Below are 12842 nucleotides of genomic sequence, written 5' to 3' on the forward strand. Positions count from 1 at the left end.
GTAATGACGAATCACGCTCTCGATACTCTCACCCCAGGCAGCGGCCAATCGCCTCTCAAACTCAAATCACACTATGACAACTTTATTGGTGGGAAATGGGTCGCTCCAGTTGAAGGGGAATATTTTACCAACCTAACACCTGTCACTGGACAAGCACTATGTGAGGTTGCCAGCTCGAGCAAAAAAGATGTGGATCTCGCACTTGATGCAGCACACGCCGCCAAAGACGCATGGGGTAAAACATCAGTGCAACAACGTGCCAGCGTATTATTTAAAATCGCTGACCGCATGGAGCAAAATCTGGAACTGTTAGCCCATGCTGAAACTTGGGATAACGGTAAACCCATTCGTGAAACTCTAAACGCCGATGTGCCTCTGGCTATCGACCATTTTCGTTACTTTGCATCCTGTATTCGCGCGCAGGAAGGTGGCATCAGCGAAATCGACAGCGATACCGTAGCCTACCATTTTCATGAACCTCTGGGCGTGGTCGGACAAATCATTCCATGGAACTTCCCGCTGCTAATGGCGTGCTGGAAAATGGCTCCAGCGCTGGCCGCCGGTAACTGCATCGTTCTTAAACCCGCCAAGCTAACGCCAATGTCAGTCCTTATCATGATGGAGTTAATCGGTGATTTGTTGCCAGAAGGTGTGCTCAACGTCGTTAACGGTGCAGGTGGAGAAATCGGCGAGTATCTGGCAACTTCGCCACGCATCGCTAAAGTGGCCTTCACGGGTTCCACCGAAGTTGGCCAGCAAATCATGGGATATGCCGCCAAAAACGTGATCCCTGTTACGCTAGAGCTCGGGGGAAAATCACCGAATATCTTCTTTGCCGACGTTATGGACAAAGAAGACTCCTTCTTTGATAAAGCGTTAGAAGGCTTTGCCATGTTTGCTTTTAACCAAGGTGAAGTCTGTACCTGCCCAAGCCGTGCACTGGTGCAGGAATCCATCTATGAGCGCTTTATGGAACGTGCAATCAAACGTGTCGAATCCATTCGTTCAGGAAACCCGCTAGACACGAATACCCAGATGGGCGCGCAGGTATCCTCCGGACAGATGGACACGATTTTAAAGTACATCGAATTAGGTAAGAAGGAAGGTGCCCGCGTATTGACTGGCGGCGGTAAACGCGCGTTAGAGGGCGGATTAGGCAGCGGATACTACTTAGAACCAACCATCCTGTTTGGCAAAAATAGTATGCGCGTATTCCAAGAAGAGATTTTCGGTCCTGTATTAGCCGTCACCACTTTCAAAAACCAGGCCGAAGCGCTCGAATTAGCTAATGATACGGACTACGGTCTCGGCGCTGGCGTTTGGACTCGTAACGGAACCGTCGCATACCAAATGGGGCGTGGCATTCAGGCCGGACGCGTATGGACAAACTGCTACCATGCTTATCCAGCACACGCCGCTTTCGGTGGATATAAACAGTCTGGCATCGGGCGAGAAACACATAAAATGATGTTAGAGCATTATCAGCAAACCAAATGCTTACTGGTAAGCTACAGCGATAAACCGCAAGGTTTCTTCTAATATCATTTACTCCAAAGCACATTGGTTTTTTCGAAAGTTGCCTTGCTCCTCCCCACATAGGGGTGGAGCAGCTTAGCTGCCGCAGCCCGATACTCACTGTTATTCATTGTTGTTTCGCGCTACACTTTTTTTATTTGAATCAGTCCCTTTGCCGTGAAAAAACTATTCCATAAATTTATCGCTCTGTTTAAGCCGCACTGGTGTCTGGCCGTATTAGTGGCCGTTTATGGCTACTTTTTCATGCGCCCTGTAATGCTGCGGGCGTTTGACTATGTGCCGAGTGCCATCAGCACGTTCAGCTCATGGAAAGACACGCTTTCTGTCGTGGGTCTACTGGAGATCCCACAGTTTGTACTCGGTTTTGGTTTGATATTAATGGCGTTTGGCCTATTGCTACGAGCCCGAGTGGCATGGGCATTTTCGCTGCTATTGTTACTGGTGACTGGAACGCTCAGTTTTTTGGCTCCGCAGGGAAGTTTAGGTCTATTCTTCTATGCCGTAATCCTGTCGCTCTTGCTGATAGTCTATTGGCGGCGCTTTGATCACGCGAGCTTAGCCGCTGGCGGGCTATTCGCCTTGGTCAGCTTCGCTTCTTTATTGTTGTATGCCGTATTCGGTTCGCTTTATTTAGGCGGTGAATTTGCGCCGCCCATTCTCGATATGCCGACCGCGTTTTATTTCTCCGTAGTTAGTATGTCAACGGTAGGTTTTGGCGATATTGTCCCCCACACGGCAACCGCAAGGCTGTTTACCGTATCCGTTATCGTGATGGGAATTACCGTATTTGCGACGTCGATCAGCGCCATTATCGGACCGGTGATTGGCGGTAATTTAAAACGATTAGTGAAAGGCAGGATTTCTCACGTGATGCGTAAAAATCACTTCATTATCGCGGGCGCTACTCCGCTGGCGCTAAGCGTCTACCTTGGGCTTAAGCAACGTGGCGATGCGCTAACCGTTATCGTTCCACCAAATGTTTCCCACGAGTATCCCCCCGATACCGACCTGATTATTGGCGACCCTTCTAGTGCTAAAGTGCTAATTGAAGCGGGTGCGGCTAAGGCGAAATTCATTCTGGCACTGCGCGATGATGACGCAGAAAATGCGTTTATTGTGCTGGCGGCTAAAGAGGTGGCGAACGCGAATACTAAAACTATTTCAGTGGTCAATGCCAGTAAGCATCTGCAAAAAATCAAACGCGTCCAACCTGACATGGTGTTCTCACTCCAATTGTTGGGCAGTGAACTGTTGGTAAGAACGCTCAGCGGCGAGCCGATTGACGACAAGCTGATTACAGAGTTGTTCTTCGGTAACACGTCTTCGGTAAAAGACGTCGAAAAAGGCTGATAGCCACGACCGAAAACAAAACAGGCCAGCAAAAGCTGGCCTGAATCACGTTTGGAATCGAAGAATTAACGACGAACAGCGATCGCTTCGATTTCAATTTTCACGTCTTTTGGCAGACGAGCAACTTCAACGCAAGAACGCGCTGGGAATGGCGCATTGTGCTCAGAGAAGAACGCTTCGTAAGTTGCGTTAACAGTCGCAAAGTCATTCAGATCTTTAACGAAAACGGTAGTTTTCACAATATCTGACACTTTCAGACCAGCGGCTTCAACGATAGCCTGCACGTTTTCCAGAGACTGACGAGCCTGTGCAGAAACGTCTTCAGCAACCTGACCATTTTTCGGATTCACTGGGATCTGACCAGAAGTGATGATCATGCTACCCAGATCAACGCCCTGAACATAAGGACCGATTGCGGCTGGTGCGTTCTCTGTACTGATAATGCGTGACATATCTACTCCTATTAGGATTTTCGGATGTGCATGATGAATATTAAGAATAAATTCGTCGCCTATTATAAGGAAGCCGCCAGCTAAAACCCACCCGCGGCCTCGCAAACCCGAGTAAATCTGGAAATTTCTATTGCAATCGCCTCCTCTCTGCCATGGCTGCGTCCTGCCAAAAAGAGGATTAGAAGAAAACGATACTAAGCGTTTTGCATCACCGCATGATGCTCAAACTCTTTCTCACAGTATTTACACTTCAACAGCACCTCGTCTTGACGAACACGAACCTTAAAGCTGGAAGAAACCGGCTCACTACGGCTAATGCAGTTGCTGTTTGGACAGTCCAACACGTGGTCAATCTGCTCCGGCAGCGTTGGTGTCAGCTTCAGTACAACCTCATAGTTGTCGATGCGGTTTACCGTCGCTTTCGGGGCATATAAAGAGAGCTGGTTCACTTGTTCTTCAGTCAAAAAGACGTTTTCAATCTTAATCAGATCTTTACGTCCCTGCGCATTGGAAGGCAAATTCAAGCCAATGGTAATTCGCTGGTCGGTTTCAGTAAGTTTAAACAACGTTAACAGTTTAAAACCAACCTGCGCTGGAATGTGGTCAATCACCGTGCCACGTTTAATCGCTTCTACCTGTAATTTATTATCGTGTGTCATGTTTAGCGTCCTCGATTAAAAGTTCAGTTCAGCGTTTAATACCAGTGCCAACAATGCCTGACGAGCGAAGATGCCGTTGCCTGCCTGCTGGAAATAATAAGCATATGGCGTGCTATCAACATCATTGGTGATCTCATCAATACGTGGCAGTGGATGTAGCACTTTCATATTGTCGCGAGCGCCTTCCAAAGAAGAAGCGCGTAAAACAAACTGTGATTTTACGTTCACATATTCTGACGGATCTAAGCGCTCTTTCTGTACACGGGTCATATACAGAATATCTAATTCCGGTATCACTTCTTCGATACTGGTGTGCAGGCTGTACTGAATTTCTTTTTCATCCAGCATTTTTAAAATATAAGCTGGCATCGCCAACGCATCCGGTGCGATGAAGTAAAAACGATTTCCCTCAAACTTCGCCAGCGCCTGAGTTAATGAATGCACTGTGCGGCCATATTTCAAATCGCCTACCATCGCGATATTGATGTTATTTAAACGGCCCTGCGTTTCCTGAATAGTGAATAAATCCAGCAGCGTTTGTGTTGGGTGCTGATTGGAGCCATCACCGGCATTTACCACCGGAATGGAACCACAAAACTCGGTGGCCAAACGTGCAGCCCCCTCTTGCGGATGACGCATCACTATCGCGTCAACATAGGTACTGATAACGGAAATAGTGTCTGCCAGCGTTTCACCTTTCTTACCCAGAGACGTGTTGCTGCTGTCGGAGAAGCCAACTACGGAGGCACCAAGGCGGTGCATGGAGGTTTCGAAAGAGAGACGAGTTCGCGTGGAAGCCTCGAAGAACAGGCTGGCAATCACTTTGTGCTTCAACAATTCTGGCTGCGGGTGTGCCTTCAGGCTTGCAGCAGTGCGTAATACCAACTCCAACTCATCACGATTTAGATCGTTTATGGAAATGATATCTTTGTTATACAACGGATTAGCCATTTCTTGTTCTCCTGTTTTTCACGCCCGCTGGCTGGGGTTACTGGATGTTTAAAATGTCATCAACGCGATCGCTGGGCAAAAAAAAGCCCCTCATTGAGGGGCGATTAACGATCGTTTTAGCAACGGAAGGAAAAAACGGTGGCAGCCGCCTTGTTCAGGCAGGGCGTTTAGTCGACTAGCGACCCAAACAGCACTCATAGCCACAACGTTTTTCATGCAGTCTCCCGGCAAATTGTCGGGCATTATACTCAGCCGGAGCGCGTGTGCAAGCGATAAATTGCTGTTTTAATGATCCTGCGCAAACGTTTACCTTTTCTCTGCCGGATAACAAAAACCAGTCTAGGACTCAATCAATCAGCGCATGTTGGTACTTATCCAGCATATCCGCCAACCGTTTCACAGGAATAGTAACGGTATAGGGAGCCTGATAGTGCACCAGACGTTGCTGGTATTCATTCAGTTCCTCAAGTAGACGGAAAAAATACCCTCTACGTTTAGTATCGCTGCCTGCGGAAATCACTTTATTTGCAGTGGCGCGGATCTGTTTATGGAAATCAGAGAGCTCCTGATTTACGGGAATCGGCGCGTTACGTAAACGCTGGTGAGCAATAATCAGCGTCAGCGCTAAACGATATTTAGCAATATCGTTCGGGAACATATTCAACAGTTGGAATAGCTGCTGATAAAGCGCTGGCAGATGGTTTTCATTACGGCGAGCCTGATTGGTCGTGAGTGCAGACACCGCGCTATAGACAAAACCATTCAGTAGAGCACGCCCTGTTCTCGCTTTTGAGCGATCACGAATCAAGAACAGCACGACCATCGCCACGAAACAACCGATAACCTGCCCTATCGCATTGTCTAAAAAGCTGCTGACAGGGAATGTCATCGGGTTACTGAGTACCATAATATTAATGGTCGATGCCAACGTCCCCAGTGAACCCAAGCGGCGTTTCTGTACTTCCAGACCAATAACGAACGCCATTAATCCAAGGCTAATGCACAATAACAGCATACTCTGCTGTGTGGCTGGCAGAATAAGCATGTAGAACAACGCGCCAATCGGCAGCGCCATCATTGTGCCTAATAGGAAATCGATGGAGGCCATACGAGGATTCGGCGTGCGCATTGCCAGTGCAGTAACGACTGCGATCATCACCATACAGCCACTACCGGAAGTCCAACCGGTCCACAACCAGAATAGCGCACCAATTGAGGTTGCAGCCCACGTACGTAAGCCGTTTATCATCGCGTGGTGACGCTCTGCGGAAGCGGGTTTCACCACGTATTCACCTTCGAGGATATTTTCTTCCACCGAGCTGATGCTGCTATTGGTGTGAACACCTTTAGCGAGCAGCAGATAACGCGTTGCGGCACCAATCCAACTACTGATGGTTAGCGGCACGCTACCGGTCGGCTGCATGGATAGCAACTGGCGCAGTTGCTTCATACGCTTGTGAACATCACCAATAGTTTCAACTGGTTCAAGGATCAACACCTGCATTTCACTAGGAATACGCTCTGGCGCATTGGTACTAATGAAAAACGTTTCACAGGCTTGGGTGATCAGCGTGAGAGAAACCGTATTTAGCGCCTTTAAGCGACGGTTAACCCGCACCCAACGAGTTGACTCCAGCATCAAATTGCCGCGCATTCCGTTCAGCGCATTGGTTCCCTTAACCAGATCGTTCCATGATTTATCAATCACTTCACGTTCATCTGGCCGAACACACATTTGCAGTAGCCGAAATTGATCGACGATCAACGAACTCACGACACGGTCAATATCACTTTTGATCGAACGTGGAGAGAAAATAATATCGGCCAGCACAGCACAGACGATACCCAGTACGATTTCGCTACAGCGTTCTACCGCATACAGCGGACTCAACAGCGGCTCCGTTGCCGTAGTCACCACAATAATCAGCGCAGTGTAACCTGCTAACCCAAACGCATATGAGTTTTCGATTCGTACCAGCGAAGAAATCCAAGTACACACTCCTGCCCATGCGCAGCAGAGTAGCATCATCACCAACGGTGCACGGATAAACAGCATCATAATCAGCAGGCCGCCAATCGAACCGATAAACGTGCCAATAATACGTAGCCAACCACGGTGACGAATGGCACCTGAGAAGGGTTCTCCGCCCGCTGCAAACGCGGGCCCCGCAGCGACGATAGCCGCGGTTAATACCGACCAGCGCGGAGTCTCTAGGTTCAGGTGGAATCCCAAAAACAGCGCCAGCACGATAGCAAATGCTAACTTACAGGCAAAACGTAAGCGCAAAAACATGCCACCATTATTCATCATTGCCTCTTTTGCGCTAAAATGATCGCGATTTGCACGTTATTAGTGTGCAAATCGCATAAACATCAGTGAAATGAGATAGGAAAGCGACTTAGCCGAATTCGCGCAGACGATGTAGCAGTTGAACAATCGGCGATGACGATTTTCGTTCCACATCTTGCTGATTGCTAACCACCACGGTCGCGGTTGTCCCTGCAGGATAAGGAGACTCCTGCTCGTTACCATCAAGCAGAATTTTTACCGGCACACGCTGTGCCAAACGTACCCACTCAAGGTTGGAATCGACGGTTGCTAGCCCTTTGCTATCCGCAGTAGAACTTTTGTTGTTCACGCCTGCCGATATGCTATCTACCGTGCCATATAGGATACGATTACTGCCCAACGGAGTGATCTCCACGCGATCGCCACGCTTAATGCCATCGAGTTTGGTCTCTTCCATATAAGCAAGAATGTAGAACGTACCTTTTTTGACCAATGCCACCGCGGTAGCGCCACGGTTGATAAATTCGCCCTGATGAACGTTGAGGTTAGTTACCCAGCCATCAGCAGGAGCACGTACCACGGTGCGTTCCAAATCAAGCTTCGCCAGATCACGCGTTGATTGCGCTTTTGCCAGCTGCTGGCGAACCGTCGCCAGCACGTTACTCGACTGATCAATCTCTTCCTGCGACATCGCCTGAACGCCTAAGCGTACACGACGCCCAGCCTCTTTGGCTTTTTCCGCCACTAACGTCTGGTAGTAACGCACATCGGCTTCAGCCTGATTCAACGCCTCTTGATAACGAGGACGGTCAATGACAAACAAGATTTGATCTTTTTTGACCAACTGGTTGTCGTGGATAGGAACGTCAGAAAGTAAACCACTCACGTCGGGCGCAATCGCGACGACATCAGCAGTAAATTTCGCATCGCGCGTCCATGGTGATTCAGTATAAAAGGCCCATGCTTTGAAAACGGCAATAGCCGCTAGTATCACGATGACCACGGTAATAGCGATGCGGGTCATTCTTATCATAATTTGATTCACAGTGACCTCAGACAAATAAGCAGGTAATCAAATAAAACAAACAGCAGTACAGCGCGGTGTTAAACAGTGCCGGATGCCAGACAAAATCGTAGATCCCTGTCGGCTGTAACACGCGCCGAAATAGTAAAAACAGCAGCAAAGCCACCAGCAATTCAAAAAATACCGGTGGAAAGGAAAGGCCAAAAACGACCATTACCGGTAGCAGCCCCATAGTTCTCTCCACTCAAATAATATTTAGCCTAGCTCAACGCGAAACACTTGGTCGTCCGTATCTCCCAAACTCAATCATTTACGGCCTGACACGATCCACTAATCGCCCTCATCCTAGGAAGCTGGCTGATGGCGGTTAACGCAAAAAAGGATGTCTGTCAGAGGATGTGAGCTACAGGATCTGATTGCAGAAGGACATTTCGTTGTTTGGTACGCAGAGGATTGTTCCGCATCGTCAATGACAATATCTTAGCGCAATAATAATCACCATGTATAGAATATGTGAGCTAAATCACTTTTTATTTAAAATAAACAATCGGTAGAATATTTAAGCTATCATCAACCCCACAAACTCTGGATGCATGGCGTTTTATGCAGCTATAGCATCGCTCTCCTATTAAGGTAGATTGAATAATGGAACGACTTAAGCGTATGGCTGTTTTTGCCAAAGTGGTGGAATGTGGTTCTTTTACCAGCGCAGGGCGGCAGCTTGAGATGAGCGTTTCTTCTATCAGTCAGACCATCTCCAAGCTTGAAAACGAGCTCAATATTAAGCTGCTAAACCGCAGTACCCGAAGCATTGGTTTAACCGAAGCAGGGAAAATTTATTATCAGGGCTGCCGGAAAATGTTGCTTGAAGCACAGGAAGTTCATGAACAAATCTACGCCTTCAATAATACGCCGACGGGTACGCTGCGAATCGGCAGTTCTTCCACGATGGCGCAAAACGTCATCGCCCCTATGACGGCGCGAATGTTGCGTGAATATCCCGGCCTTTCTATTGACTTGGTGACCGGTGTTCCGGCTCCAGATCTCATTGCTGACGGCCTTGATTTAGTCGTACGCGTAGGTGCACTGCAGGACTCAAGTCTATTTTCCAAACGGCTAGGTTCAATGCCAATGGTGGTCTGTGCGGCAAAAAGCTATCTGCAACAGCAAGGCACCCCAGAAAAGCCCAGCGATATCGCCAGCTTCAGTTGGCTAACCTACAGCGTACGTCCAGACAGCGAATTTGAGCTAATCGCGCCCGAAGGCCAAACGCTGCGCCTGTCACCACAAGGGCGCTTCGTAACCAATGACTCACAAACACTAATCCGCTGGCTGTGCGCTGGCGTAGGCATCGCTTACGTGCCATTGATGTGGATTATTGATGAAATTAAACGCGGAGAAGTGGAGATCCTATTCAGCCGCTACCAATCCGACCCAAGGCCGGTTTATGCTCTCTATACGCAAAAAGATAAGCTGCCGCTAAAAGTGCAGGTATGCATCAACTATTTGACGGAGTATTTCGCGAAGGTTGGGGAGATTTATCAGGATTATAGGCAGGGGGCATAGATTTGTTTTATGGATGTTTTGTGAAACTGAGATAAAAAACCTCAGATTTAAGTGTATGAAATTGATATGTAAAGTTTCGTACGCCTAATGGCATTGGAATCTGCATAAACACTGTGCAGGCGTCCGAGCAAGGCGGCTCAATCGCCGCCTCCTTGCATCCGGGCTTGGCACCGTCTTTCAGCCTGCTTCGCAGGTGCCCGAATCTCGTCATTCCGGCCTTAACGGAACGAACGGCAATCGCGAGTATTCGGCGCATCCCTGCGCCTCCCCCCTGTGGGGCCAACGCAAGCGTTGTTCAAATTTGCTCCGGGCAAATTTGTCCTGGCTCCTCCGTTCTTTCGCCGACATCCCTGTCGGCGAATCCTAGCCTTCATTCCTCCCTTCGGCTGAACGATAACGTGCCAGAAAAGGTCAACAGCAAAAGAGAAAGGCCACACTCTAATGCTGATCGTTTAAGAGATCGAGATACACGGGGTTAGCACACCGCGGGGCGCTCCGGCAGCTAAAGCTGCTACGACCCCATCGGTGTACTTCCCCTAAAATCACGCTTAAGTGACCAGCATTAGGCCACACTCTGTTTTTGTTTTTATAATTGTTTAAGTCTTGGTAGGAAGAGCCGCCGGTACAGGGAGATGCTCCGGCGGGGTTTGAGGCGGGGATAGATGACCGATACCAAAATGGAGCGAAGATGGCATCTCAGAAACGGGAGTTACGCCGTCCCGCCCACCGTCATTGAATCTAGCTTCAGAGTTGGTTGTCCAACACCGACCGGTACGCTTTGCCCCTCTTTACCGCACACGCCGACGCCTTTATCCAGCGCCAGATCGTTGCCGACCATAGAGATTTGCTGCATTGCTTCAATACCAGAACCAATCAGCGTAGCGCCTTTTACCGGTTTAGTGATTTTACCATTCTCGATCAGATAAGCCTCTGAGGTAGAAAACACAAATTTACCAGAAGTGATATCCACCTGACCGCCCGCGAAGTTTGGCGCGTACAGGCCATACTCGACGCTGGAAATAATATCCTGTGGGGTAGATTTTCCTGCCAGCATGTATGTGTTGGTCATACGTGGCATTGGCAGATGCGCATAAGATTCACGACGACCATTTCCAGTTGGAGCAAGCCCCATCAAACGGGCATTCATTTTGTCCTGCATAAAGCCTTTCAGAATACCTTTTTCAATCAATACATTGTACTGACCCGGCACGCCTTCATCATCGATAGCTAGGGAACCACGACGACCACTGATAGTGCCGTCATCAACCACGGTACACAGCTCAGAAGCAACTAACTGCCCCATCTGACCACTGAATACTGACGTACCACGACGGTTGAAGTCACCTTCTAAACCATGGCCTACCGCCTCGTGCAACAGAACGCCCGGCCAACCTGCCCCCAGAACTACCGGCATCGAGCCCGCAGGAGCTGCAACCGCCGATAAATTCACTAACGCCATGCGCACCGCTTCTTTAGCAAACGCATCCGCGCGAACGTCGCCATCGACCATTTCGAGGAAATATTCATAACCGGAACGACCGCCGCCGCCGCTAGAACCGCGCTCACGGCGACCATTTTCTTCTACCAGTACGCTTACCGAAAGGCGTACAAGCGGACGAACATCCGCCGCCAGCGTGCCATCGGTCGCAGCCACCAAAATCAGCTCATATACACCAGTAATGCTGGCTGAAACTTCCTGCACTCGCGGATCTTCAGCACGAGCAACGTTGTCCACACGATGTAACAGCGCAATTTTCTCTTCACGTGGCAGGCTTTGCAACGGGTCAATGGCTGGATACAGTAAACTATGAGGGATGTTGCCCAAGGTATGGACTTTGCCATTGCCTTGTTCACGCACAATGCTACGAGCGGCCTGAGCGCTTTGATTGAGCGCGTTAAGGGTAATCTGATCCGCATAGGCAAAACCGGTTTTCTCGCCGCTGATAGCGCGCACACCAACGCCTTGATCGATGTTGTAAGAACCGTCTTTAATGATACGGTCTTCAATCACCCAAGATTCGTGGTAACTGGACTGAAAATAGAGGTCAGCGTAATCAAGCTGACGCTCAGCCAGTGTGCCCAATACTGAAAACAGATCTTGATGACTCAGTTTGTTAGCAGCCAATAACTGCTCACTGACGAACGTCAGACTCATAGCGTTTTTACTCTTGTTTATCCAAAGGATTAACCAGCTTCGGCTGGAATCGGTTGTGTTGGGCGACCGGCATCTGGGTGCGGATATTCTCAAGTGAGTGAGTATTCACCTTCACCTTAATCGGCATAACCAAATCGGCATTTTGTTCAATCACATTGCCCCAGCCATCAACCGCCATGGTATGCCCCCATGTACGGCGAGTTGCGCCATGACGGCCAACCTGAGCCGGAGCCAAAATATAGCACTGGGTTTCGATAGCGCGTGCGCGCAGCAAAATCTCCCAGTGAGATTCTCCGGTCACGCGGGTGAACGCAGCCGGAACGGAAATAATTTCTGCGCCTTTATCACGCAGCGCTTGGAATAAGCCAGGGAAACGCAGGTCATAGCAAATTGTCATACCCAATTTGCCTACCGGTGTATCCACGACGGTAAGGTGCTGGCCATGCTGATAGGTATCAGACTCGCGGTAATGACCGTGAGTATCTTTGATATCAACATCAAACATATGTAGCTTGTCATAACGCGCTTTCAGCTCGCCTTGATCGTCAAACAACAGACTGCTCGCGGTGATTTGTTTGCTGTCTTCACGACTGACGAGTGGCATAGAGCCGACAAGAATCCACACGCCGTAGCGGCGCGCCATATCACGGATGGCATCCTGCAACGGCCCAGTGCCCTCCTGTTCCGCCTGTTGATGGTATGCTTTCGAATCAGCAAACAACAGCGCATTTTCTGGCGTCATGACCAGCTTGATATTGCTATTTAACTGTTTGAGTTGCTGTTCTATTTGCGCCAGATTCGACCGGATGTTATCTCCGCTGCACAGTTGCAATAAAGCAATATTTGCATTCCTCATCGT

11 protein-coding genes are annotated in these 12842 nt (G+C 49.1%); 3 read left to right on the forward strand and 8 right to left on the reverse strand.

The features are described 5' to 3' along the window. Window positions 1-3 precede the first annotated feature (3 nt). Entirely contained in the window at window positions 4-1539 is a 1536-nt protein-coding gene (gene exaC / locus K9N75_RS19405) for an acetaldehyde dehydrogenase ExaC (RefSeq protein ID WP_061059491.1), read from the forward strand. A 153-nt stretch (window positions 1540-1692) separates the two neighbouring features. Then, window positions 1693-2886, forward strand: a complete 1194-nt coding sequence (kch, locus tag K9N75_RS19410; RefSeq protein WP_008815378.1) for a voltage-gated potassium channel protein — start codon at window positions 1693-1695, stop codon at window positions 2884-2886. A gap of 65 nt (window positions 2887-2951) precedes the next feature. Here kch and ridA read toward each other — a convergent pair whose 3' ends face one another. From ridA to aaeX, 6 genes are all read right to left on the reverse strand, one after another. Next, the gene (gene ridA / locus K9N75_RS19415) at window positions 2952-3338 is read right to left on the reverse strand and encodes a 2-iminobutanoate/2-iminopropanoate deaminase (RefSeq protein ID WP_008815379.1); all 387 of its coding nucleotides are present in this window, start codon (window positions 3336-3338) and stop codon (window positions 2952-2954) included. Window positions 3339-3532: 194 nt separating this feature from the next. Continuing rightward, the gene (pyrI, locus tag K9N75_RS19420) at window positions 3533-3997 is read right to left on the reverse strand and encodes an aspartate carbamoyltransferase regulatory subunit (protein ID WP_004097184.1); all 465 of its coding nucleotides are present in this window, start codon (window positions 3995-3997) and stop codon (window positions 3533-3535) included. Window positions 3998-4012: 15 nt separating this feature from the next. Further along, window positions 4013-4948: an aspartate carbamoyltransferase gene (gene pyrB / locus K9N75_RS19425; protein ID WP_008815380.1), complete on the reverse strand. Its 936-nt coding sequence runs from the start codon at window positions 4946-4948 to the stop codon at window positions 4013-4015. Window positions 4949-5294: 346 nt separating this feature from the next. Further along, window positions 5295-7256, reverse strand: a complete 1962-nt coding sequence (aaeB, locus tag K9N75_RS19430) for a p-hydroxybenzoic acid efflux pump subunit AaeB (RefSeq protein ID WP_008815381.1) — start codon at window positions 7254-7256, stop codon at window positions 5295-5297. 91 nt (window positions 7257-7347) lie between these two features. Then, complete coding sequence (aaeA, locus tag K9N75_RS19435) at window positions 7348-8271, reverse strand: p-hydroxybenzoic acid efflux pump subunit AaeA (RefSeq protein WP_004097178.1); 924 nt, start codon at window positions 8269-8271, stop codon at window positions 7348-7350. A 19-nt stretch (window positions 8272-8290) separates the two neighbouring features. Further along, on the reverse strand, window positions 8291-8494 hold the full coding sequence (aaeX, locus tag K9N75_RS19440) for a p-hydroxybenzoic acid efflux pump operon protein AaeX (RefSeq protein ID WP_004097177.1): 204 nt from the start codon (window positions 8492-8494) through the stop codon (window positions 8291-8293). Window positions 8495-8907: 413 nt separating this feature from the next. Between aaeX and aaeR the strand changes: the two genes are divergently transcribed. Then, a complete protein-coding gene (gene aaeR, locus K9N75_RS19445; protein ID WP_008815383.1) occupies window positions 8908-9828 on the forward strand; it encodes an HTH-type transcriptional activator AaeR in 921 nt (306 codons plus the stop codon). Window positions 9829-10537: 709 nt separating this feature from the next. Here the strand turns inward: aaeR and tldD are convergent. Both tldD and nit1 read right to left on the reverse strand, forming a co-directional pair. Further along, entirely contained in the window at window positions 10538-11983 is a 1446-nt protein-coding gene (gene tldD, locus K9N75_RS19450; protein WP_185922523.1) for a metalloprotease TldD, read from the reverse strand. 7 nt (window positions 11984-11990) lie between these two features. Further along, on the reverse strand, window positions 11991-12839 hold the full coding sequence (gene nit1, locus K9N75_RS19455; protein WP_008815385.1) for a deaminated glutathione amidase: 849 nt from the start codon (window positions 12837-12839) through the stop codon (window positions 11991-11993). Window positions 12840-12842: the final 3 nt, after the last annotated feature.

The sequence above is a fragment of the Hafnia paralvei genome (assembly GCF_020150375.1).
Classification (GTDB): Bacteria; Pseudomonadota; Gammaproteobacteria; order Enterobacterales; family Enterobacteriaceae; genus Hafnia; species Hafnia paralvei.